Origin of the sequence: Streptomyces boninensis, from assembly GCF_048572725.1 — a bacterium.
GTDB lineage: Bacteria > Actinomycetota > Actinomycetes > Streptomycetales > Streptomycetaceae > Streptomyces > Streptomyces boninensis.
The window spans coordinates 7,472,405-7,495,187 of sequence record NZ_CP183837.1 but is presented as its reverse complement, the minus strand read 5'-3'; the positions used below and the strand labels follow the sequence as shown (position 1 = coordinate 7,495,187).

Below are 22,783 nucleotides of genomic sequence, written 5' to 3'. Positions count from 1 at the left end.
CCGATCGCCTGCGATCTATGACACATCGGGTGACACAGTCGTGCCACAAACGGCGGAACCGGGGTCGAGCACGACACAGCCCCGCCCGGGACCGTGCCGGAGCACGGCTCCCGGGCGGGGCCTCTTGCGCGCGGCGCCGCGGTCAGGCGCGGCCCGCGGTCCTCTGCGTCTTGCGCGAGATGGAGTCGATGACGACCGTGGCGAGCAGCACGCCACCGGTGATCATGTACTGCACCGGCGAGGCAATGCCCTGCAGGGCGAGGCCCGACTGGATCGAGGTGATCACCAGGACACCGAGCAGCGCGTTCCAGGTGCGGCCGCGGCCGCCGAAGAGGCTCGTACCGCCGATGACGGCCGCCGCGATGGCGTTCATCAGCAGGTCACCGGAGCCGGCGCCCTGGTTGGCCGCGTTGATCTGGGAGGCGAGGAAGATGCCGCCGATGGCCGCCATGCCGCCCGCGATGGAGTACACCGAGATCCGTACCGCGGTCACGTTGATGCCCGCGCGGCGCGAGGCCTCGACGCTGCCGCCGAGGGCGAAGACCTTGCGGCCGTACGCCGTACGCCGCTGCACGAAGTCCGTGATCACCAGCACCACGAGGAAGAGCACCAGCGCGAGGGGCAAGCCCTTGTACTGGTTCAGGAAGTACGCGGCGAGGTACGCGACGACCGCCAGCACCCCGGTGCGCAGCAGCAGCTCGCTGAGCGGGCGCGACGGCACCCCGGCCGCCTCGCGGCGGCGCGAGTCGAGGAAGGACGACGCGAAGAACGCCGCGACCGCGACCGTGGCCAGGCCGTAAGCGGCGGCTACGTCGGAGAAGTAGTAGCTGGTCAGCTTGGCGACCAGGCCGGTGTCGTCGAGGTTGATGGTGCCGTTGTCGCCCAGGATCTGGAGCATGAAGCCGTTCCAGAACAGCAGGCCGGCCAGCGTCACCGCGAAGGCCGGAGCACCCACCCGGGCGAAGAAGAAGCCGTGGATGGCACCCGCGACGGCGCCGGACAGGATGGCGAGGATCAGCGCCAGCCACTCGGCCATGCCGTGGGTGATGTTCATGACCGCGAAGACGGCGCTCGCCATGCCGCTCACCGAGCCGACCGACAGGTCGATCTCCCCGAGCAGCAGCACGAACACGATGCCGACGGCGATCATGCCGGTGCCGACCATGGTCACGGAGATGTTGGAGAGGTTCTCCGCGGACAGGAAGCTGGAGTCCAGGCTGTAGAAGATCGCCCAGATGATCAGTAGGCCGACCACGACGGGCACGGAACCCAGCTCACCGGCGCGCATTTTGCGCTTGAACTCGGTCCAGTAGCCGGCGAAGCCCTGCTCGCGGACCAGCAGCCGCGGGTCGACGGCCGTGACGGCCTCGGCGGCGGCCGCGGGAGCGTCGACCGGCGAGTCGGCCTGCTCGGGTACGTCGGCGGAGGTCTTTTCGATGCTCACTTCTGCAGCCCTCCGTTGCCGCGCGCCGAACGGCGGGTCACCGCGTTGTCCGTGGCGCCGGTGATCGCGGCGATGATGTCTTCCTGGGAGGTGGACTTGACCTCGAAGATGCCGTTGTTACGGCCGAGACGCAGCACGGCCACCTTGTCGGCGACCGCCTTGACGTCCGCCATGTTGTGGCTGATCAGCAGCACGGCGTGACCGCGCTCGCGGAGCCGCTCGACCAGGTCGAGGACCTGCGCGGTCTGCTCGACGCCGAGGGCGGCGGTGGGCTCGTCGAGGATGACGAGCTTGGGCTCGCCGAGCATCGAGCGGGCGATGGCGACGGTCTGCCGCTGGCCGCCGGAGAGCGAGGCGATCGGGATGCGCACGCTCGGGATCCGGATCGACAGCGTCTGCAGCAGGTCGCGGGACCGCCGCTCCATCTCGACCTCGTCGAGGACGCCCGCCTTGCGGACTTCCCGGCCGAGGTAGAGGTTGCCCACGACATCGAGGTTGTCGCAGAGCGCGAGGTCCTGGTAGACGGTCGCGATGCCCAGGTCCTGGGCATCGTGGGGCTTGTGGATCGTTACGGGGCTGCCGTCCCACTCAATGGTGCCTTCGTCGATCGGGTGTACGCCCGCGACCGTCTTGACCAGGGTGGACTTGCCGGCGCCGTTGTCGCCCACGAGGGCGACGACCTCTCCGGCGTGGACCTCGAGCTCGACGTCGGTCAGCGCCTGTACGGCGCCGAACCGCTTCGAGATCCCGCGCAACGCCAGCACTGGCGTAGCGGACACGTGAACCATCTCCTTCGCCGCCTGACCGGCGGGGATGCAGAGCAGAAGTACTGATGAGGGGTATTGCCCGGCGGCCCCGCGCGGTCAGCGGGGGTGTTGGCGGCGTGGGACCGCCGGACGATATGAGGGGCGTCAGCTCCGAGGGGCGTCAGCCGCCCGGCTTGCCTACTTCAGGCCGAGCTTGTCGCACGCGGCCTTGAACTTCGGCGTGCAGATCTCGCTGACCGACCAGAGCTTGTCCTTGATGACGGTGTCGTTGATCGACTCCACCGACTTGGTCAGCGGCACGACCGGCACCAGCACGCTCGGGACACCCTTGGCGGTGGGGCTGTCCACCTTGGTCTTGGCGATGCCGTCGAGCTTCTTGCCCTGGGCGAGGGCGACGGCCATCGAACCGGCGACCTCAGCCTCCTGCTTGTAGGACTTGTAGACGCTCATGTACTGCTCGCCCGCCACGACTCGCTGCACACCCGCGAGTTCGGCGTCCTGGCCGGTGACCGGGGGCAGCGGCTTGTCGAAGCCAGCGTTCTTCATCGACTGGATGATGGCGCCCGCCATCGTGTCGTTGGCGGAGTAGACGCCCACGATGTTCTTCTTGCCGAGCGCGGTGATGGCGCCGTCCATGTTGGACTTGGCGTTGACCGGCTTCCAGTCCTTGGTGTCGTACCGGCGGCCGATGTCGACCTTGCCCTCGAGGACCGAAAGGGCGCCCTTCTTGAACTGGGCGGCGTTCGGGTCGGTGGCCGAGCCGTTCATCATGACGATCTTGCCGTCCTTGGCCTTGCCGCCCAGGGCCTTCAGGAGTGCGGTGCCCTGCGCCTTGCCGACGGTCTCGTTGTCGAACGAGGTGTAGGCCTTGATCGGCCCCTCGGCGAGGCGGTCGTAGGCGACGACGGGGATGCCTGCGTCGTCGGCCTTCTTCACCGTGGTCGCGATGGCCTTGGAGTCCACCGCGTCGACGATGAGCGCGTCGACCTTCTTGGTGATCATGGTTTCGGCCTGCTGCCGCTGCAGGTTGGCGTCCTGCTTCGCGTTCGAGTAGAGCAGCTTGGCCTTGCCGCCGGTCAGTTCCTTGACCTTGGCTTCGATGTAGGGCTTGTCGGCCTTCTCGTACCGGACGGTCTCGTTCTCCGGCAGGAGCAGACCGATGGTGAGGTCGTTGCCCTTCTTCTTGCCACCGTCGTCGCCGGACCCACCGTCCGACTCCTTGGCACTGCCGCAGGCCGCGAGACCGGCGGTCATCGAAACGGCGGCCACGGCTATGACCGCACGACGCAGATGCGTGTTCACGTGGGAAAACCTCCCTGACGAGGCCGCGTCGTTGCGGCCGAGGTGCCACGAAGTCAACTCGCCCGGCGCGTTACCGTCAAGAAGTAACTCTTTAACGAGACGACAACGATGCCAGGCGTTCTTTAGGTGAACGCAGCGATCTCAGAAGGCGCAGCTCCGTCCAAAACGGACGTATCGCCCATCTCGCTGAGCACGAGCGCCAGCGCCCCCAGCACCCCGGCCCGGCTGCCGAGCGCCCCGGAAACGAGCGTCAACTGCCGTGCGGCGCTGGGAATCGCGTACCGCGAGACGGACTCGCTGATCGGGTCGAGGACCAGCTCACCGGCCTCCGCGAGGTCGCCGCCGAGGACCACGCGACTGGGATTGAGGAGATTGCAGAGGCTGGCCACGCCGCTGCCGATGTGTCGTCCGACATCGGCGATGACGCGGCGGCAGCCGGGGTCGCCCTCGCGGGCGAGCTGAACCATGCGTTCCACGGTCAGATCCGGGCCGTGGCTCGCGGCGAGCAGGCCGAGAATGTACCGGCCCGCGGTGAAGGTCTCCAGGCATCCGCGGTTGCCGCAGCGGCAGACGGGGCCGGCTTCGTCGAGGGTGATGTGCCCGATCTCGCCGGCGGTGCCGCCCGGGCCCCGATAGATCTGCCCGTTGATGACGAGCCCGGCGCCGACACCGCTGGCGACCTTGATGTACGCGAGATCCTTGGCGCCGCGCCCCGCGCCCCAGACGAGCTCGCCGAGGGCGCCGAGGTTGGCGTCATTGTCGACGTATACGGGGACGCCGAGGCGATCGGCGAGGTCCTCGCGGGGGTTCGTACCGGCCCAGCCCGGCAGGATCGCGGTGGAGCCGAGCGCCCCGGTCTCCACGTCGATGGGCCCGGGCACGCCGAGGCCGACGCCGACGGTCTTCTCGGCGGGCGCGCCGGTGTCCGCCAGCAGGCGCTTGACCAGGTCTTCCGCCCGGTCCAGGCCCTCGGCGGCGGAGGCGTCCACGTCGATCGGCTCGGACTCCTCGGCGAGGACCTGATGGGCGAGGTTGCCGACCGCGACCCGCAGGTGCGTGTGCCCGAAGTCGACGCCGATGACGATGCCGGCGTCCCCGCTGAGTGATACGGCCCGCGCCCGGCGGCCTCCCGCGGAGGTCGGGGTGACGCTGACCGTGCCGGATTCCTGCAGCTCACGGACGATATTGGAGACCGTTGCGGCAGACAGCCCGGTGCTCCTGGCGATCTCCGCCTGGGTGAGCGAGCCGGCCAGGCGCACGGCACGCACGACCCGCTCGAGGTTGGCCCGGTGCAGCGACGACTGCGAACCCGGAGTCTCCACGACCATCCACTCCCGCCTGGGCGACCCGGCACGACGGCCGACCCGCCGCCCGGACCACGCCAATGGGATCCGGACTGTCTACAACTAGTGAACTATAGGCTCGGTGGGATGGGTTACCTGCGTCAAGACCTTGACCAGATGGTTACAGCGGAAAGACCGGGCAGCGGTCAGCCGCTGCCCGGTCGCACTCTCTGCGCGGGAACCTGAGCCATGCCTCAGCCCACCACCGTCTGGACCTCGCGCACCTGGACTCTTGCTCGGAGTCGGACGTCCCGCCCGGCAGGTCGCCGGCCTCCTCGCCATCCGGGTCAGCGGACGCTTGCCAGCGCCGCCGCGGTCGGCCCGTCGACTGCGTTGCGCACCTCGGGCCGGGAGAGGATCACGGTCGTGACCACCCGAGCAGGCTTCGAGTCGGCAGAGGCCGACGGCTTGTCGCCTTCCTGTGCACCGTTGATCGAACCCGTCCCCTTCTCACCGCTACCGTCATCGCTACCGCAAGCGCCCAACATCAGGCTCAATGCAGCGGCGGCGACGATCACGCCGGGGGTGGTGGAACGGCTCACGTTCAACTCCCGGTTGAGACAGCCGTGCTGGCGGTCTGTGGACGTTACCGGCGGGGCGCCTGGCTCCGCCGGAGGGTATTTACAGTTGTTACGCACTCTTACTCGCATCTGGGGACTCGTGATCGAGCTGACTGCGTGCTGCGTGCTGCCAGGTTGGGTACGGCTGGAGGACAAAGAAGCGGATCAGTTGGTATCGGATGGTGACAGCCGCGTCGCCGGGGCGCGTGTGGTCTCGGTGCCGGTGAGACTGGCTGGCTGCGTGAGGGGCAACGCAGCAGCGGGGCTGGCGGCGCCAGATACAGAAGGCTGAGCTGCACCCCGTTTCGTAGCGTCCCTGAAGCCAGGTCTATGATCTTGGCGTAAGGAGACACACGAGCAAGTGCCAGCACCACGGAAGTACCCCGACGAGCTCCGCGAGCGTGCCGTCCGCGAGGTCCGCACCAGCGGACGCCCGGTCGCCCATGTCGCCAAAGACCTCGGCATCCACAAGGAAGCCCTGCGGCAGTGGGTCCGCCAGGCCGAGGCGGACAGCGGCGACCGCGATGACCGGCTTACCAGCGCCGAACGCGACGAGCTGAAACAACTCCGCAAGGACAACGCCGAGTTGAAGCGGGCCAATGAGATCCTGAAGGCCGCTTCGGTGTTTTTTGCCCAGGAGATCGACCGTCCCCGGACGAGGCCGAGCAGGTGATCGACCACCTGAAGGAACGCGGCCTCGGGGTCGATCCCGTCTGCCGGGTGCTGGACCTGTCGGTCTCGACCTATTTCGCCCGCAAGCGGCGCCCGAAATCGGCCCGCCGGCTGCGCGACGAACAGCTCATGCCCATGATCGAGGAGATCCACGCCGAGTCCGGCGGCACCTATGGGGCCCGCCGGATCACCCGCGCGCTGCGGCGCAAGGGCGTCGAAGCTGCCCGCTGCACCGTCGAGCGGCTGATGCGCGAGCTGGGCCTGGAAGGCGTCATCCGCGGCCAGCGGCGCCGCACCACGATCCCCGAGCCGACCGCGCCGCGGCCGCCGGACCTGGTCGACCGCGACTTCACCGCGGACCGGCCGGATCAGCTGTGGGTGGCGGACATGACCTACGTGCGGACCTGGTCCGGCTGGGCGTATGTCGCGTTCGTCCTCGACGTGTACTCGCGGATGATCGTCGGCTGGCAGATCGCCGGTCACATGCGGACCGAACTGCCGCTGGACGCCTTGGAAATGGCGCTGTGGCGCCGGAGGATCAAGACGGGTTCCGGTCTCATACATCACAGCGACCGCGGGTCGCAATACGTATCAATTCGATACACAGACCGGCTCACCGACATCGGCGCCTCGGCATCCGTCGGGTCCGTCGCGGACAGTTACGACAACGCCATGGCGGAGGCGCTGAACGGCACCTTCAAGGCCGAGCTGATCGAGATGCAGGGCCCCTGGCACGACGTCCACCAGGTCGAGCGGGCGATCTTTCGCTGGGTGACGTGGTACAACGAGGAACGGCTCCACTCCGCCCTCGACTACGTGCCACCCGCCGAGTACGAGGACGCCTTCTGGCGAAGTCAGGAAGCCACCCAGCAGTCCGCCTGACCAATCAAGTCCGGACGCTATGAAACTCGGGGCAGCTCAGGCGGGGAGCAGGACCGAGGCGTTGCCTTTTCTCGTCATCGCGGGCCTGCTTGGCAAAGAGTTTCCAGTCACGAGTTCAGTCGCTTGCCTGACCTCGTCACGAAGCCTGGGCCGCGGGTGGTGGTGCATGTTCTGGTGGCTGGATGTGAGGGCGGGTTCCGCCGTTGTTGGTCGGGGTGATGTGCCATCTGTAGCGGTGGACGTCGTGGTGGTGGGTGGTGCAGAGGAGGGCGAGGTTGGGGAGGTCAGTGGTGCCGCCGTGTTGCCATTCGGTGATGTGGTGGACTTCGCACCAGCGGGGTGGTCGGTCGCAGCCGGGGAAGATGCAGCCGCGGTCGCGTTCGATGACGGCTTGGCGTTGGTGGTGGGTGACCACGCGTTGGGCCCGTCCGAGGTCGAGGACTGCGCCGTCGGGGTCGGTGATCAGGCGGCGGATGTTCGCGTCGCAGGCGTAGGCGCGGGCGGTGTGGGCGGGGATGAGGGTGCCTCGTTCGGTCTCGCCGGGGGCTTCGCCGGTGCTGGTGAGGGTGTCCTGGGTGATACGGACGATGACCTGGGGGCGGATCCCGCCGGAGGCGGGCAGTTCGCCGGTGGCCAGCGCGAGGCGGGCGAGGTCGGTGAGGGCGACGGCGCGCTGGCGGCCGCGTTCGACGAAGTCCCCGACAAAATTGGTGGGTTCGACCAACGAAACCTTCCCGGCGGTGCCGGGCGCCGGTGGCTGGATGACGGCCGGCTCGTCGGTGTCGGTCTCGCCCACCGGGCCGTGGGTGGCGTCGCCGCAGGTTTCGTTGGCGTCTCCAACGTAAGCGTCAGCGTCGGTTTCCGGTACGGGTGGCCTGCGCTGGCGTTCGGTGGCGGCTTCGAGGGCGATGCGCAGGATTTCGGCGTTGGCTTCGGTCAGTCGTCCGCGGATGTCGCACAGTCCGGCCACCGGCTGGGTGATGGTGAGGTATTGGGCGGCCTCGGCCCGGTCGAGGTCGGTCTGCGCTTGGTCGGGGGTCAGGGTATGGATGAGGCGCTTGGACCAGGTGTGCAGGTGGGTCTGGTGCACCGGCTCGCTGCCGTCCGCGCCCGCGGCCTTGAGCAGGAATTCCTCGGCTGCGGCGGCTTCTTGGGGGTGGGCGTCGAGGCCGATGCGCTCGGTGGTGCGGGCCACGACCTTGGCCTGGTCGAGGGTGACGGTCCCGGCACCGGCTGCGGCTGCGGTGGCGGGCAGCCGTACCAGGGTGGCCGCGTCGGCGACGGCTTCGCGGGTGCGGGCGGGCTCCATCGCCCGCCGGGCCCGTAGCCAGGTGGCGGTATCCCGGCAGCCGCCGACCTTGACCGGGCCGTCGGCGGCGGCGAACTCCCCCAGCCGACGCAGCGCTTCAGCCTTCAGCCGATCGGCGGCCGCCAGCAGCGCCAGGGTGTCCTCCCCGAGCTGCTGCAGGGCCTCCTCGTCGTGGCCGTAGCCGCCGTCAATCGGCTGGACCCAGCCGCCGGGCTCGGCGGCCAGCCCATCCAGGATCGCGGCCAGGGCAACGAGCTCCGGCTGCCGCACCCCGCGGGTGCCGCCGGAGCGGACCGAATCCATGGCCACAGTGCTCACACTCTGTAAACGAGCGAGGTCACGCCAAAGTTCCGAAGTAACGCTAAGTAATCACAAGATCTTTCAGCTCTGCCGTATCGCACACAAAACCGCCCACCCCAAGAAGGGCGGGCGGCTTGCTTGGAGCCGTCGTCAGTCGTCGGTGACGACCGCCTGGACCTCCTTGACCGTCACGTCGTACTCCTCTTCCGACGCGCCGTCGGGCAGCTCCGGGTTCTGTGGCGCGCCATCGGGGTCGGCCGACGCTGTCCAGTACACCTTCCAGGTGAGCTGGGCCTTCAGCGGGTAGGTGTCCTCGCCCGATTCCTTGGTGTACTTCACGTTGCAGCCCGCGTCCGCCGTGTCGATCGCGTATCCGTCGCCCGCCGGCTTCAGCTGGTACGTGCACGCCCGCGGATTGGCGTTGGCCGTCCCGGCCTCGATGCGCAGCTTGTCGGGTGTCGCCACTGTGGTGGCGGCGAACTGCACGCCGAGGTAGTTGATCTCGGCGGTGGTCGTCACGCGTGGCAGCGCGGCGTCGTCCTCGAATGTCGCATGGACCGGGAGGTTCACCTTCTGCAGTCCCGCCTTCGGCTTGAGCTCGACGGGAGGCGCGGGCAGCTTGGTGGCGTTGTAGGCGACCTGGGCAAGCATCCACGGCTCGATGTGCGGTCCGACGCCTTCCGGCTCCTCGCCGGCGTCCACCCACATCGGGTTGCCGGCCTCATCACACTGCTCCAGGGCCTCTTCGCGGCTCAGGTTCTTGTTGTACCTGAGGTCCCACCACGCGCCGTCTTTGCCCTTGTTGTAGTCGTTCTTCGCGATCTCCCGGTACCAGTCGGTCTGGGCACTCATCTCGTGCGCCGGGTTCTCATCGACCCACTTTCCCATGCCCTTCGGGTCGTACGCCGGCTCCCACCAGCAGGCCGGCGGCTCCCAGTTCACGTCGGTGGCAGTCATGGTCGAGCCGGAATCGCCGGTCGAGCCCGACGAGTGGACCTGCACCCGGGTGAAGGCATCGATCTCGTCGCTGTTCGAGCCCCCCTTGCCATCCGCGCCATACCTTCCGCCACCGCCGGTCTCCTGGGCCGTGGCGGGTGAAGTGACAACGAGAAGCATCGCGGCGGCAGCCCCCGCCGTGGACATCATTGCTGCCCGGCCTACCGGCCGGCGGCTACTCAACATGACGTTCCCCCTTTGACCCAGGTGGATTGGGTGACCACCCATCTGCTTCCCTGCTTGGCCAACCAAACGCTGTACAGCCGGACCCAGTCGGATGGATCATCCGAACCTGCCTTGACACGCTTCCCGGTGTTCCGGTCAGTGGCATATCCCTTGCTCTGGTCCTCACAGAAGACCACGCGTGCTTTGGCACCCTTGAGGTGTGCGACCTTGCGCTTGTAAAAACGGTTTGTGCCGCCCATGCCGCGGTCCAGCTTCTTGAACATCCGGAAGTCTTTGGCATAGCCGGAATATGCAACTCCGGTCCAGTAGCGCTCGAAGTTCGTGGTGACCTTGGCCTGGGCGTAGCCCTCCATCATCGCCTGGAGTGCAAATCCGTGGTCGCGCAGGACCGCATCCTTCGCCTTGTCTCCGGTCGCGTTGGCGTCGACGACGACCTTGAAGTTGCCCGGATAGACGAACTTCGGAGCGGGAGACGAGGAGGGCGACGGGGTCTCGGCCTCATTGCCCGACTTCGCACCGTCAATGCTGCCGCCCGCCGTCCCGCCGTCGTCACCGCAGGCGCTCAGCGACACCGCAGCAGCCAGCATCGCAGCGGCAAACGGTAGTACCGGTCGTCTCACGTGCAACTCCACAGGGGCAGGCCGACAGTGCCTGATGAGGTTACTGCAACCTAAAGCAACCTGTCAGTACAACTGTGCCTATCCCCCGGCTACTTCAGCGCACCTACGGTCAGCCCGGCCTGCACCTGTCGCTGGAAGACCGCGTACACCACGAGCACCGGCAGCAACGCAATGGTCATCCCCGCGAACAGCGCACCCCAGTCACCGGCGTAGCCCTGCGCGACTGCCAGGTTGGCCAGGCCCTGGGGCAGCACATAGCTGTCCTCATTCCGGTTATTGAGCACCAGGGGCAGCAAGTACTGGTTCCACTGGCCGAGGAAGTTGAAGATCCCGATGCTCACCAGCCCGGGCTTCGCCATCGGCAGCATGATCTGGAAGAACGTCCTGGTGTGCGAGGCACCATCGATCATGGCGGCTTCATGTACGCCCGTAGGGAGGGTCCGGAAGAAGGAGGTGAGAAAGAACGTGGTGAACGGCAGTGAGTAGGCGATGTAGGCGACCATGAGGCCGGGGCGGGTGTCCAGAAGGGACAGATTGTCCATAATGAAGAACAGTGGCACCAGCGCGAGAATCACCGGGAACATCATCCCGCCCGCGAACAGCAGGAACACAAGTCGGTTGCCGGGGAAAGTGAAGCGGGCGATGACGTACGCGGCCATCGACCCCAGCAGCATGGTGCCAGTGAGCGAACCCGCGAGGATAATCACCGAGTTCAGCGCATAGCCACCGATATTGGCCTCGGACCAGGCATTGGTGAAGTTCTCCCAGTGCCAGCTGGCGGGCCAAGACAGCGGGTCACCCAGAGCGTCGGCGGAGGGCTTGAACGAGGTCAGGGCCACCCAGACCAGCGGGCCCGCCGCCATCACTGTCCAGAGGATGAGGAAGCCGTGGGAGAAGACGTTGAGTACGCCGCCCTGCTTGGACGTCGCGTCCTTGCGGTCGTCGAGCTGACCGGCGTGGGCGTCGGAGCCGGCGTCCTGCGCCGCGGATTCGGACGAAGCCTTCATTACGCTCATGTTCCGTTTGCTCCCGCTCCGCTCAGTATTCGATCCGCTCACGCCGGCCGATCCTCATCATGATCAGGGCGAACAGCATGCTGATGACGAACAGCACCACGCCGATGGCGGTGGCGTACCCGGCCTGGCCGTCCCGGAAGGCCTTCTCGTACAGATAGACAGGGGCGACCTTGAGGGCGTGTCTTGGCACCATCACAAGGACGATGGCGAAGGAGTCCAGCGCCTGGATGCCCATGTAGATCCAGCCGGTGCGAATCGTGTCCCAGGTCAGCGGAAAGGTGATGCTGAAGAACGTCCTGCTGCGACCAGCACCGTCGAGCAGCGCGGCCTCGTAGATATCCTTGGGGATCGCCCCCATCGCGGCGGAGAACAGAACAATGTAGAAGCCGGTGAAGCTCCAGCACAGCACGATGAGCACGGCGGCCAGGGCCCAGTTGTAATCGCCGCCCAGCCAGCCGGGCTCTCCGGCCCCGATCGCGCCGAGCACTCCGTTGAGCAGGCCGTCCCCTGCCAGCACCTGCTGCCACACCACCGCGATGATGGCGACCGAGAGCACCTGCGGGAAGAAGAAGACGATCTTGTAGAACTTGGCACCGAAGATGCCGGAGATGGCTTGGCCGCGCCGATGCCTTCCACCTGACGTCAGCATGTAGGCGAAGAACAGGCCGAGGCTCAGCGTGAGGACCGGCGCCACGACGAGGAGGATGATGCTGGCCTTGAGCGAGTCGGTGAACTTCTCGTCCTCGAAGAGCTTGGTGAAGTTGTCGAATCCGAGGAAACTGAAACTAGAGGTGAAGCCGGTCCAGTCTGTCATCGAGTAGAAGAACGCCTGCAGGAACGGCGAGATGACGAATACGACATAGAACAGCAGCGGCACCGCCAGAAACGCATAGGCGAAGCGGTACTGATCAAGCTTTCGGTAGCGGCGATCGGCCCGCACCCGGGCAGGTGTGAAACGGGGCGGCACGAAGCAGGCCACTATGAAGAGCAACTTCACCGTGAGCGGGAGCCGCCACCAAGAGGTTGCGCTCGCTTCCGCAGTGGGCCGTGCTTGTTGCGCCTGGGTCTTCATGCCGCCCCTATGCCTGGTCGTGCCGCCACCGATCCGCCTGAAGCCGGCCGACCTCAGTCGGAGCGCTTGATCTTCTTGATGCCGTCGTCCTTGGCGACCCTGTCCGCCGCCTTCTGCATCTTGTCCATCGCTTCCTTGGCGGTGGACTTGCCCTCCATCAGGTCACCGCAGACATCATTCATGTCGTCCGTCCACAGCTCGGGGTAGAAGTCGCGGAAGCGCGGCACGATGATGTTCTTGCCCGCGTTCTTGATCGCCTCGAGTGAGGAGGTCATGCCGGGCTTCAACTCCATGCCGTCAGCGGCTCCAGCGGTGGCTGGAATCGATGCGACGAGCTTGGTGAAGTTCTGCGCGGACTTCTTGCTGTACATGATCCGCATGAACTCTTTTGCGCCCGCCTTGTTCTTGGCGGATGACGGGATGATGAACGGCTCGCCGGCTGCGGCGTAGAGCGTGCCGAACGGCATCTTGTCGCTGTCGGTCATGCTCGGGGTAGCGCCAATGGCGAGATCCATTCCATCAGGCCAGTACTTCTTGTCCTCGATGTACTTCTTCGACTCGTTCTCCAGCCAGTTGCCGTTCGGGATGAACACGGCCTTGCCCTCGGCCCAGCGCTGCTGGGACTTGGTGTGGTCCATGCTGCTGCTGCCCTTGAGGACGTAGCCCTTGGCGACGAGCTCCTCGTACGCCTCGAACACCGTCTTGACCGCGTCCGACTTCCAGGCGTTCGGCTCAAGGTTGTCGATGTTCTTGAGCGCTTCATAGCCGCCGACCTGGCAGATCTGCGGGAACATCGTGAAGCTCACATACCGTGGATGCGCACCGGCATAGGTCCAGCCTGCGATCCCTTTCGCCTTCGCCTTCTTGCAGACGTCCAGCATGGCATCCCAGGTCTTGGGGTACTCCACGTCGAGCTTCTTGAGCATCGCGTTGCCATACCAGACGCCGTAGACGCCGTAGGCGATGTAGAGGACGTAGACCTTGTCGTCCCCGAACTGCCCCATCTCGGCCGTGCCTGGGACCAGAGTCTCGCGGACAGTCTTGTTCGGGTCGTCCCACGAAGGCGCGTCCATCAGGTCATTCAACGGCTCGAGCTGCTTGTTCTTCAGCAGCGCCTGAACGTCCATGTTGCCGTCACCGGAGTTGTTGATGACGTCCGGCGGGTCGCCCTGAGCCATTCGCGGCTGCAGCGCACGGCCGATCTGCTGACCTGCTTTGTGCTGCACATCCGCCTTGGGATAGCTGCTCTTGTAGATCTTCTCGGCGTCTTTGGCGTATTGGTCGCTGAAGCCGCCATTGAAAATGTGGATCTCGATCGCGGCATCCGCCTTGACGCCCAGCGGGTTCTTCTTCGACTTCTTTCCTTTGGCATCCTTCTTGTCGTCATCCCCACCACCGCTGGCGCAAGCCGCAAGGGTGGACATGGTGGGTACGGCGATCAGGCCGAGCGCAGCAGCCCGCTTGATCAGATCGCGGCGACCGACATCGGAGGTGGATCCCATGCTCAAGTCCTCACTCTCGACAGGACTCAGGCGGTGTACCGGGTCCCCGTCATCAAGCGCCTGACGGCAAAGGGGCCGATTACCGCGGTCAGTTGGCCCGATGGCAGTCTTCGCCATCGGTCGCGACAGGTATAGTCCACTCCTTGCCCCTGAGCAAGATCGATTACAAACTTCGCGGACAGATTTCCCGCATTGAGATCTCCCGGAAATCAGGGCGACTCCGCTGGTCGCAGAGGTACAGACCACCGGCGGCGGGGCCGTCAGCCGGACAGCGGCCGCACTGGTGGCCGGTCCGTCGAGGGCAGTGCCAGGGCGCAGGCGCGGTCGGTGCCCGCCAGGCAGCCGCGCATCGTCATGAGGGCGGTGTAGTAGTCGATGTAGCGGAAGCCGTAGGTCTCGCCGCGGGCGAAGGCCTGTTTGGTGATGGCGGCCTGCCAGGTGGCGAATGCGGCCGGGGAGACCGGGGCGTAACGGGCCGGGGTGAAGCCCTCCGCGTCCTCCCAGTTCTCGGCGTAGTAGAGGTTCGTGACGCCGTGCCGTACCAGGCCCTGTTGCGGCAGTCCGGCCAGGAAGCGGGCGCGCTCCGCCAGCGCCGAGGCGTGCTCGTGGTCGGTGTGCATGCTGTGGCGCCAGTGGGCGATCACCGTCGTCGGCCGTACCTCGCGGATGACGTCCGCGATCCGGGCCGCGGTCGCGTCCCCGGTGTGCAGGAAGCCGTCGGAGAGGTCGTCGAAGCAGCGGAACTCCGCGCCGATGTCCCGCGCGAACTCCCGCCCCTCCGCGAGCTTTTGCTTCTTGTACGCATCGGGCTCCATGCGCGGATGCCCGCGCTCCCCCGGCGTCAGCGCCAGGAGCACCGCGCGGCCGCCGCCCAGGACGTGCTCGGCGAGCAGCGGGCCCGCGGTGAGGTCCATGTCGCCGATGTGCGCGCCTATGGCGAGCACTGTGTGTTGCTCCTGTGCGCCGTCCTCCTGCGCCCTCACGCCGTCCCCGCCTCCCACCGCAGCACCCGGAAGGTGCGCGTCGTCGTAAAGCCCGTAGCCCGGTACAGATGCCCCGCCGGCGTCTGCTCGCCCGTCCACAGGAACCACGCCGAGTGCGCCCCGCAGCCGCGCATCCGTTCCAGCGCCAGGTGCAGCAGCACCTTCCCGAGACCCGTGCCGCGGGCGTCCTCGTGTACGCCGAAGGGGCCGAAGCGCTCGGTCATTCCCTCGTACGCCTCGTGCATCGCCCAGCCGAGCAGCCGGTCGTCCGGGCCTCGGGCGGTGATGATGCGCTCCAGGGGCGTGCCCTGCAGCAGGCAGGTGCGGATCGCCCGCGCCCAGTCGGGGTTGAAGTGGGCGCCGGCGAGGTGGAGCAGCTCGGGCAGTTCGTCGGCGGCCGGAGGCGCGAAGCGGTGGCCGGCGGCCGTGAGCTGTGCTGTGCGCTCTGCGATCGCCGGCGGCATGGCGTAGTCGACGAGGCTCAGGTCCATCGCGGCCGCCTCATAGAGGCGGCGGAAGCCCAGGCTGTCCAGGAGGGCGGCGGCCTCGGGGTAGGCGGTCGTGTCGAGGCCCGGTAGCAGGTAGTTGGGGGCGTACGAGGAGAAGTCGGCCCGGGTGCGGCCGTGGGCGCGCAGCCAGTCGAGCGCCTCGGTGAGGAGCAGCCTTGCGATGCCGCGGCGGCGGTGGGCCGGGTCCGTGAAGAAGAACGGGATCCAGCCCTGCTCCGGCTCCAGGTCGGCGCCGGACAGCGGCAGCAGCCTGCGGACGGCGTAAGCGGCGCCGACGATGCGGCCGCCGTCGACCGCGAGCCGCAGGCCTTCGGGGTCGAAGTTGGCGTCGAGCAGCACCAGATCGCGGAAGCGGTCCGGCGCGATCGGGTCCCGTGGCGCGCTGCGCCGCCAGGTCTCGATGAGCTCAGGACCGTCGCCGGCACGAAAGCCACGGATCTCCATGGCGTCGTTTCTACGTGCCGCGCCCGCCGGCGGGCAATGGCCCTGCAGCGCCCACGGCGATGCTGCGCGACGCAGCGCCCGCTGTCAGTGGCGCCGATTACTCTGAGTGTCGACTGGTTAGCTGCCCAGGGGAGGGCGCATCATGACTGTGATGATCGAGCGCGAGACGGCCATAGCGGATGGCGTACCCGATGGCTTCGAGGAGCTGTGCCAGGTCCTCGAAGGGCTGGTGCTGCCCGACGGCTACAAGGCCGAGATCATCAGGGGGAACATCGTCGTGTCGCCGTGGTCGAAGGCGTACTACCTCACGGTCATGGATCTGGTCTGCGACCAGCTGCGGCCGCACCTGCCGCCGGAGCATCTGATCAGTTACGGGCCCGCACTCTATGTGTTCCCGGAGGTCGAGCGGGCCTACGGGCCCGATATCCATGCGGCACACCGGTCGACCCGGGAGAGCGAGAGTATCCGGCTGGATGGTGAAGGCCTGTCTTTCGTCGCGGAGTTGACGTCGCCCACGACTCGCGACGACGACTTCCACGACAAGGCGGAGCAGTACGGGGCTGCCGGTGTGCCGGTCTATCTGCTCCTGGACATGCAGGAGGAGCGTGCCACCGTGCTGTGGGCGCCCGGGGAGGGCAGGGAGGGCTACTCCTCGCAGATGACGGTGCCGTTCGGGGAGAAGCTGCGGATGCCTGCGCCCTTCGGGTGTGAGCTGGACACCAGTGGCTTCCGGCGGCCGGAAGCGGGGTCGAATGCTGAGAGATGACGCGTGAAGGGCCGCACCCCGCCTCTGCGGGATGCGGCCCTTCAGCCGATACGGAGCGTCAGCGTCAGCCGCGGATCAGCGACCGCAGCACGTACTGCATGATCCCGCCGTTGCGGTAGTAGTCCGCCTCACCGGGGGTGTCGATGCGGACCTTCGCGTCGAAGTCGACACCCGTGTCCGTCGTGACCTTGACCGTCTCGGGGATGCCGGAGCCGTCGTTCAGGGCCGTGATGCCCGTGAAGTCGAAGGTCTCCTCGCCGGTCAGGCCGAGGGACTCGGCCGTGGTGCCCTCGGGGAACTGCAGCGGCAGCACGCCCATGCCGATGAGGTTCGAGCGGTGGATGCGCTCGTACGACTCGGCGATGACGGCCTTGACGCCGAGCAGCGCCGTGCCCTTGGCGGCCCAGTCGCGGGACGAGCCCGAGCCGTACTCCTTGCCGGCCAGGACGACCAGCGGGGTGCCCTGGTCGATGTAGTTGCGCGAGGCGTCGTAGATGAACGACACCGGGGCGTCGGCCTGGGTGAAGTCGCGGGTGTAGCCGCCCTCCGTGCCCGGCGCGATCTGGTTGCGCAGGCGGATGTTGGCGAAGGTGCCGCGGATCATCACCTCGTGGTTGCCGCGGCGGGAGCCGTACGAGTTGAAGTCGCGGCGCTCCACGCCGTACTCCGTCAGGTACGTGCCCGCCGGGGTGTCGGCCTTGATCGCGCCGGCCGGGGAGATGTGGTCGGTGGTGACCGAGTCGCCCAGCTTCGCCAGCACCCGCGCGCCCGCGATGTCCTCGACCGGGGCCGGGTCCATCGTCATGCCCTCGAAGTACGGGGGCTTGCGGACGTAGGTGGACTCGGCGTCCCACTCGAAGGTGTTGCCGGTCGGGACCGGGAGCGCCTGCCACTGGGCGTCGCCGGCAAAGACGTCCTCGTAGGACTTGTTGAACATGTCCTCGCCGATGGCGTTCGCCACCACGTCGTTGACCTCGGCCTCGGACGGCCAGATGTCCTCGAGGTGGACCGGCTTGCCGTCCTGGTCGGTGCCGAGGGCGTCGCGGGTGATGTCCACCTTCATGGAGCCGGCGAGGGCGTACGCGACGACCAGCGGCGGGGAGGCCAGGTAGTTCATCTTGACGTCGGGGTTGATGCGGCCCTCGAAGTTCCGGTTGCCGGAGAGGACCGAGGTGACGGCGAGGTCGTGGTCGTTGACCGCCTTGGAGACCTCGTCCGGCAGCGGGCCGGAGTTGCCGATGCAGGTGGTGCAGCCGTAGCCGACGAGGTTGAAGCCGACCTTGTCGAGGTAGGGGGTGAGGCCCGCCTTGTCGAAGTAGTCCGTCACCACCTTCGAGCCGGGGGCGAGGGTGGTCTTGACCCACGGCTTGCGGGTCAGGCCCTTCTCGACCGCCTTCTTCGCCACGAGCGCGGCGGCGACCATGACGTACGGGTTCGAGGTGTTGGTGCAGGACGTGATCGCCGCGACCGTGACCGCGCCGTGGTCCAGCTCGTACGTGGTGCCGTCGGGGGCGGTCACGGCGACCGGGTTCGACGGGGTGCCGTTCGGGGAGACGGCCGGGGCGTCCGACGCCGGGAAGGACTCCTTGCCGGACTCGTCGACGGAGTCGACGTAGTTGAGGACGTCCTGCTTGAACTGCTGGGCGGCGTTCGCGAGGACGATGCGGTCCTGCGGGCGCTTCGGCCCGGCGATCGACGGGACGACCGTCGAGAGGTCCAGCTCCAGCTTCTCGGAGAAGTCCGGCTCGGCGGCCGGGTCCAGCCAGAGGCCCTGCTCCTTGGCGTACGCCTCGACCAGGGCGACCTGCTGGTCGTCGCGGCCGGTCAGGCGCATGTAGTTCAGCGTCTCGTCGTCGATCGGGAAGATCGCGGCGGTGGAGCCGAACTCCGGCGACATGTTGCCGATGGTGGCGCGGTTGGCGAGCGAGGTGGCGGCGACGCCCTCGCCGTAGAACTCGACGAACTTGCCGACGACGCCGTGCTTGCGCAGCATCTCGGTGATGGTCAGCACCAGGTCGGTGGCGGTGGTGCCCGGCTTGAGCTGGCCGGTCAGCTTGAAGCCGACGACCCGCGGGATGAGCATCGAGACCGGCTGGCCGAGCATCGCGGCCTCGGCCTCGATGCCGCCGACGCCCCAGCCGAGGACGCCGAGGCCGTTGACCATGGTGGTGTGCGAGTCGGTGCCGACGAGGGTGTCGGGGTAGGCGACGCCGTTACGGGTCATGACGACCCGGGCCAGCTTCTCGATGTTCACCTGGTGGACGATGCCGGTGCCCGGCGGGACGACCTTGAACTCGTCGAAGGCGGTCTGGCCCCAGCGCAGGAACTGGTAGCGCTCCTTGTTGCGGCCGTACTCGAGATCCACGTTCTGCTTGAAGGCGTCATTCGTGCCGAACTTGTCGGCGATGACCGAGTGGTCGATGACCAGCTCGGCCGGGGCCAGCGGGTTGATCTTGTCCGCGTCGCCGCCGAGCTCCTTGACGGCCTCGCGCATGGTGGCGAGGTCGACGACACAGGGCACGCCGGTGAAGTCCTGCATGATCACACGGGCGGGCGTGAACTGGATCTCCTGGCTCGGCTGAGCCTGGGAGTCCCAGCCGCCGAGGGCCCGGATGTGGTCGGCGGTGATGTTCGCGCCGTCCTCCGTCCGGAGCAGGTTCTCCAGCAGCACCTTCAGGCTGTACGGCAGCCGGGCGGAGCCCTCCACCTTGTCCAGCCGGAAGATCTCGTACGACTCGCCGCCCACCTGCAGGGTGCTGCGGGCGTCGAAGCTGTTCGCCGACACGACAGTCTCCTTCGTCACTTTGCGCCTTCCACCGCAATCCTGCCGTTACGCCCGTTTTTTCTCCAACAGGAGGAGCGGGCGACCGCGGGGTGGCCTTCGGCAGATATCTCGATGTCGAGATAACCCTACTCCATCGGGCCGCGGGGGTGTCGGGTACCCCGGAGCGGCGGTGCGTAAGGGTGAGGGCGTGAGCAGCACGGGCGCCGACCGGCGTGCTACGCGCCCCGGGCCGGCTGGTCGGCGATCAGGAGGGTGATGCCGGCGGGGCGGAAGCCCATGCGGGCGTAGAGGCGGGCTACGGGGGCCAGGGCGTAGGCGAGGAAGACGGTGTGCACGTCCTGGGTCCTGGCGTGGGTGACCAGGGCTGCGGTGACGGCGGCGGCGAGGCCCTGGCGGCGGGCGGCGGGGAGGGTGCCGATGCCGCCGATTTCGGTGGTGCCGTGCGCCGGGTGGTACTGGCCCACGGCCAGTGGGGTGCCGTCCGCGGCTATCGCAGCGATCACCGTTTTGTGGCCGGCCGTGATGGTGGGGCGGGCGGCCGCGAGGGTGCCGTCCGCTGTCACCTCCTCGGCGGCCGCCGACAGCTCCTTCCTGCCCGCCGGGCCCACCGCCGTGCCCTCGTCGGCGAAGGCCAGACCGGGCAGCGCCAGGGCCGCGGGCAGGGCGGGGTCGTCGGCCGTCAGCGCGCGGAGCGTCACGCCGTCGGGCAGCGGGCCCTGCTCGATCGCGTGGCGCCGGTCCAGCACCATCAGCGGGCGCTCCGTCACCGGCAGGCCCGCGGCCTCGATCGCGGCGCGCATGCCCGGCGCGGTCTCGGCCAGCCACTCGAAGGCCTCCGGCACCGCGAGTTCGCGCTGCCGGGCCCGTACCCGGGCGATGTCGGCGGCGGCCATGTGCCCGGCGACGGGTTGCGCGTAGCCGGGGCCGCCGTAGTACGGGGTGCCCGGCAGCCTGCGCACGAACAGCCGCAGCGAGCCGAACTCCTCGGCGTCGGCGAACAGCAGCGGCACGGCGGCGTAGTACTCCTCGATGCGGGTGCGCAGCGAATCGTTCATGCGGCGCATCCCACCACGGAGCGGCGCTGGGCCGCACCCGCGTACGCTCACGGGAACTGATCGGCGGCGCTGAACTCCCTTCCATCCGTACGGCGTTGTCGGGCACGCATCAGCACCCATACCCGCACCCGTACCCCAGAGGCTGATCCCCCTCCCCCGCGCGGCGGAGCGGCGGTTGCCGCCCGCGGGCGACGCGCGCGGCCGGGCTGGGGTGGCACCTTCGCGGCATGGAGATACGCACCGCCTGGAAGGCCGCCCACCTGCCCGTCCCCGGAGTGCCCCGCTGGGCGCGCCTCGCCGCGCTCGCCGTGCCGCTCGCCGTGCTGCCGTCCGGGTTGTGGCGGCTCGCGGTGTGCGTCTACCCGGGGCTCGGCGGCAATGCCGAGGCGCTCGACGAGCCCAATCCGCTGCCGTGGTGGTTTCCGGTACGGCTCTACATCGTGCTGCTGAGCGTGGTGTCGGAGTTGCTGGCGTTCACCGCGGTCGGGCTGATCGCCCGGTGGGGCGAGGTCTGGCCGCGGTGGGTGCCGCTGCTGCGTGGGCGGCGGGTGCCGGTGGCGGCGGCCGTCGTGCCCGGTGCGCTCGGCGCCGTGGCGCTGATCGCCGTGTGGGGCACGTTCCTCGTCACCTTCGTCAACGGGACCAATCTGCAGGGTGAACCGACGGCCGACGACGACCCGATCACCAGCGGCGGCTGGAAGACCGTCGTCTTTGTCGCCTGCTACGCCCCGCTGCTCCTCTGGGGCCCGCTGCTCGCCGCCGTCACCTGGGCGTACTGGCGCCGGCGGCGCGCCGAGGGCGGCGGTCAGAGCAGCGGTGAGAAGGATCTGGTGTCGTCGTCGGCGCCGAAGCCCCCGGCCGTGGCCTCCGCCGGACGGTCGCGGAAGGCGAGCGCCAGGATGATGGCGGCCAGGGCCGCCACCGCACCGAAGAGATAGGTCGACGTCCGCAGAATCTCCGTCGTGTCATCGAAGGCGATGTCCGTCCACGACGGAATGCGGCTCGGGTCGAGGCCCAGGCCGCTGTCGTACGTGGACCACAGCACCACGTTCCGCGCCATCAGGTACAGCACCATCCCGCCCAGCACCAGCACCGCCCCGCGCGCCCAGCGCCGCCCGTACAAGGCGATGACCCCGACCACGATCAGCGCCAGGACGATGGCGGCCTGCTCGTAGTACGGGGCCACCAGCGATGCCCGGAACGGATAGCCGACGGCGCGGAAGAAGTCCTCGACGCCGTTGGGTATGAAGGGCACGTTCTTCGTGAAGCGGAGGTCGGTGTCGGGGGCCGCGTACGCCGGGTCCTGGCGGAGCTCCCAGACCTTCCAGCTGACGGCGGCGAGGCCGTAGACCAGCAGCAGCGAACCGGCGACGGCGAGCGGCCAGCGGCGGGCGGCTACGCCCTCGCCGGTGTCCTCCGTGGCGCGGGCCATGAGGAAGACGACGATGGCGCCGATGAGCAGCGCGCCGCCGTAGGTGCTCAGGTACCACTCGCTGTGCGGCGGGTCGATGGCGGAGTCGCGGTAGCCGCTGCTGAGGCCGATCGCGATGCCCTCGCGGATGCCGAGGCCGAGGAGGATCACGCCGAGCACCAGCGCGCCGCCGCGGGCGAGGCGGCGGCGGAGCAGCGCGAGGACGGCGACGGCGAGGAGGGCGAGGGCGAGGATCCACTCGTACGGCGTGAGGTACGGCGCCGCCACCTCCTGGGCCGGGTCGACGAGGCCCTGGGCCAGGTCGGCGACCGACTGGCGGGCGTAGGTGCGCATCGCGTAGACGATCCACGCGATCAGCCCGCCCGCGTAGACGAGCAGCAGCAATCCGGTCGTCACATACCGCGCCGAATGCCGCTGCGGAGCGCGGCCCGCCGGATACAGCGAATCGGCCGCGGGGCCTTCGAACTGCATGGTCATGACACACCTGTCCTTGCGTCGACGTCCCCGTACCCGTGCGTGATCGATCCTGGCGAACGCCTGCCCGCCCGGGAATACATGATGCGGACCTGTTACCTGGCCGAGGGCCGAGGTGGGGGCGCCGGCCCGGCGCGAAGGCGCTTAGAACTTCCCGCAGTTGCCGCTCGCCTGCTTGCCCGCGAAGCGGTCGGCGAGGAAGTTCGACGAGTCGCCCATCGCCGCCGGCATCGCCGTGACATGCCCGCCGGCCACCGGCGTGGCGAGCAGGTCGCGGAATTCGATGCTCGCGCCCTGCCGCACCAGTCCTTCGCCATCTGCTTGCCGGAGTCGTACGGGGCCTTGGTGACGACGGAGCGGGCGA

At 68.1% G+C, this 22,783-nt stretch carries 19 protein-coding genes; 3 read left to right on the top strand and 16 right to left on the bottom strand.

Annotated features, from left to right (window positions below; translation table 11 throughout):
• Positions 1-142: 142 nt before the first annotated feature.
• From ACNNMR_RS34155 to ACNNMR_RS34135, 5 genes are all read right to left on the bottom strand, one after another.
• The gene (locus ACNNMR_RS34155) at positions 143-1,444 is read right to left on the bottom strand and encodes a sugar ABC transporter permease (RefSeq protein ID WP_419998556.1); all 1,302 of its coding nucleotides are present in this window, start codon (positions 1,442-1,444) and stop codon (positions 143-145) included.
• Positions 1,441-2,232: an ATP-binding cassette domain-containing protein gene (locus tag ACNNMR_RS34150; protein ID WP_419998555.1), complete on the bottom strand. Its 792-nt coding sequence runs from the start codon at positions 2,230-2,232 to the stop codon at positions 1,441-1,443. The genes ACNNMR_RS34155 and ACNNMR_RS34150 overlap by 4 nt, the downstream gene beginning before the upstream one ends.
• A gap of 156 nt (positions 2,233-2,388) precedes the next feature.
• Positions 2,389-3,501 (bottom strand): substrate-binding domain-containing protein, encoded by a 1,113-nt coding sequence (locus ACNNMR_RS34145; protein ID WP_420000579.1) that lies wholly within the window; start codon positions 3,499-3,501, stop codon positions 2,389-2,391.
• 134 nt (positions 3,502-3,635) lie between these two features.
• Positions 3,636-4,835, bottom strand: coding sequence for an ROK family transcriptional regulator (locus ACNNMR_RS34140; RefSeq protein ID WP_419998554.1), 1,200 nt, complete (start codon positions 4,833-4,835; stop codon positions 3,636-3,638).
• 308 nt (positions 4,836-5,143) lie between these two features.
• A complete protein-coding gene (locus tag ACNNMR_RS34135) occupies positions 5,144-5,398 on the bottom strand; it encodes a hypothetical protein (RefSeq protein ID WP_420000668.1) in 255 nt (84 codons plus the stop codon).
• A 379-nt stretch (positions 5,399-5,777) separates the two neighbouring features.
• On the opposite strand from ACNNMR_RS34135, the gene ACNNMR_RS34130 reads away from it, so the two are divergent.
• Positions 5,778-6,970 (top strand): IS3 family transposase gene (locus ACNNMR_RS34130; protein WP_419993208.1). Its coding sequence is split into 2 segments (ribosomal slippage): positions 5,778-6,042 and positions 6,042-6,970, totalling 1,194 coding nucleotides; the frame shifts between segments, so codons are not numbered across the junction.
• Between the two features lie 136 nt (positions 6,971-7,106).
• Here the strand turns inward: ACNNMR_RS34130 and ACNNMR_RS34125 are convergent.
• The 8 genes from ACNNMR_RS34125 to ACNNMR_RS34090 all read right to left on the bottom strand — a co-directional run bounded on the left by ACNNMR_RS34125 (position 7,107) and on the right by ACNNMR_RS34090 (position 15,907).
• Positions 7,107-8,597, bottom strand: coding sequence for a DUF222 domain-containing protein (locus tag ACNNMR_RS34125; protein WP_419998553.1), 1,491 nt, complete (start codon positions 8,595-8,597; stop codon positions 7,107-7,109).
• A gap of 132 nt (positions 8,598-8,729) precedes the next feature.
• Positions 8,730-9,536 carry a hypothetical protein gene (locus tag ACNNMR_RS34120; RefSeq protein WP_419998552.1) on the bottom strand — a complete coding sequence of 269 codons (807 nt, stop codon included), beginning with the start codon at positions 9,534-9,536 and terminating at the stop codon, positions 8,730-8,732.
• A gap of 218 nt (positions 9,537-9,754) precedes the next feature.
• Positions 9,755-10,381, bottom strand: a complete 627-nt coding sequence (locus tag ACNNMR_RS34115; protein WP_419998551.1) for a hypothetical protein — start codon at positions 10,379-10,381, stop codon at positions 9,755-9,757.
• 89 nt (positions 10,382-10,470) lie between these two features.
• Positions 10,471-11,388 carry a carbohydrate ABC transporter permease gene (locus ACNNMR_RS34110; protein WP_420000578.1) on the bottom strand — a complete coding sequence of 306 codons (918 nt, stop codon included), beginning with the start codon at positions 11,386-11,388 and terminating at the stop codon, positions 10,471-10,473.
• 31 nt (positions 11,389-11,419) lie between these two features.
• Entirely contained in the window at positions 11,420-12,469 is a 1,050-nt protein-coding gene (locus ACNNMR_RS34105; RefSeq protein WP_419998550.1) for a carbohydrate ABC transporter permease, read from the bottom strand.
• Between the two features lie 53 nt (positions 12,470-12,522).
• Positions 12,523-13,971: an N-acetylglucosamine/diacetylchitobiose ABC transporter substrate-binding protein gene (gene ngcE, locus ACNNMR_RS34100; protein ID WP_419998549.1), complete on the bottom strand. Its 1,449-nt coding sequence runs from the start codon at positions 13,969-13,971 to the stop codon at positions 12,523-12,525.
• A gap of 260 nt (positions 13,972-14,231) precedes the next feature.
• The gene (locus ACNNMR_RS34095) at positions 14,232-14,915 is read right to left on the bottom strand and encodes a PIG-L deacetylase family protein (protein WP_419998548.1); all 684 of its coding nucleotides are present in this window, start codon (positions 14,913-14,915) and stop codon (positions 14,232-14,234) included.
• Positions 14,916-14,950: 35 nt separating this feature from the next.
• On the bottom strand, positions 14,951-15,907 hold the full coding sequence (locus tag ACNNMR_RS34090; protein ID WP_419998547.1) for a GNAT family N-acetyltransferase: 957 nt from the start codon (positions 15,905-15,907) through the stop codon (positions 14,951-14,953).
• 142 nt (positions 15,908-16,049) lie between these two features.
• Between ACNNMR_RS34090 and ACNNMR_RS34085 the strand changes: the two genes are divergently transcribed.
• Positions 16,050-16,673: a Uma2 family endonuclease gene (locus tag ACNNMR_RS34085; protein ID WP_419998546.1), complete on the top strand. Its 624-nt coding sequence runs from the start codon at positions 16,050-16,052 to the stop codon at positions 16,671-16,673.
• Positions 16,674-16,737: 64 nt separating this feature from the next.
• Here the strand turns inward: ACNNMR_RS34085 and acnA are convergent, their stop codons facing one another.
• Together acnA and ACNNMR_RS34075 are read right to left on the bottom strand one after the other, a co-directional pair.
• Positions 16,738-19,458 carry an aconitate hydratase AcnA gene (acnA, locus tag ACNNMR_RS34080; protein WP_419998545.1) on the bottom strand — a complete coding sequence of 907 codons (2,721 nt, stop codon included), beginning with the start codon at positions 19,456-19,458 and terminating at the stop codon, positions 16,738-16,740.
• A 215-nt stretch (positions 19,459-19,673) separates the two neighbouring features.
• Positions 19,674-20,513: a GNAT family N-acetyltransferase gene (locus ACNNMR_RS34075; protein WP_419998544.1), complete on the bottom strand. Its 840-nt coding sequence runs from the start codon at positions 20,511-20,513 to the stop codon at positions 19,674-19,676.
• 227 nt (positions 20,514-20,740) lie between these two features.
• Between ACNNMR_RS34075 and ACNNMR_RS34070 the strand changes: the two genes are divergently transcribed.
• Positions 20,741-21,451, top strand: coding sequence for a hypothetical protein (locus ACNNMR_RS34070; protein ID WP_419998543.1), 711 nt, complete (start codon positions 20,741-20,743; stop codon positions 21,449-21,451).
• A 1,112-nt stretch (positions 21,452-22,563) separates the two neighbouring features.
• Here the strand turns inward: ACNNMR_RS34070 and ACNNMR_RS34065 are convergent.
• Entirely contained in the window at positions 22,564-22,722 is a 159-nt protein-coding gene (locus ACNNMR_RS34065; protein WP_419998542.1) for a hypothetical protein, read from the bottom strand.
• Positions 22,723-22,783: the final 61 nt, after the last annotated feature.

Bases quoted from the DNA above. Each gene is read 5' to 3' on its own strand.
- ACNNMR_RS34090 (WP_419998547.1), bottom strand. From the start codon at position 15,907: ATGGAGATCCGTGGCTTTCGTGCCGGCGACGGTCCTGAGCTCATCGAG.
- ACNNMR_RS34120 (WP_419998552.1), bottom strand. From the start codon at position 9,536: ATGACTGCCACCGACGTGAACTGGGAGCCGCCGGCCTGCTGGTGGGAG.
- ACNNMR_RS34085 (WP_419998546.1), top strand. From the start codon at position 16,050: ATGACTGTGATGATCGAGCGCGAGACGGCCATAGCGGATGGCGTACCC.
- ACNNMR_RS34075 (WP_419998544.1), bottom strand. From the start codon at position 20,513: ATGAACGATTCGCTGCGCACCCGCATCGAGGAGTACTACGCCGCCGTG.
- ACNNMR_RS34105 (WP_419998550.1), bottom strand. From the start codon at position 12,469: ATGAAGACCCAGGCGCAACAAGCACGGCCCACTGCGGAAGCGAGCGCA.
- ngcE (WP_419998549.1), bottom strand. From the start codon at position 13,971: ATGGGATCCACCTCCGATGTCGGTCGCCGCGATCTGATCAAGCGGGCT.
- ACNNMR_RS34070 (WP_419998543.1), top strand. From the start codon at position 20,741: ATGGAGATACGCACCGCCTGGAAGGCCGCCCACCTGCCCGTCCCCGGA.
- ACNNMR_RS34110 (WP_420000578.1), bottom strand. From the start codon at position 11,388: ATGAAGGCTTCGTCCGAATCCGCGGCGCAGGACGCCGGCTCCGACGCC.
- ACNNMR_RS34150 (WP_419998555.1), bottom strand. From the start codon at position 2,232: ATGGTTCACGTGTCCGCTACGCCAGTGCTGGCGTTGCGCGGGATCTCG.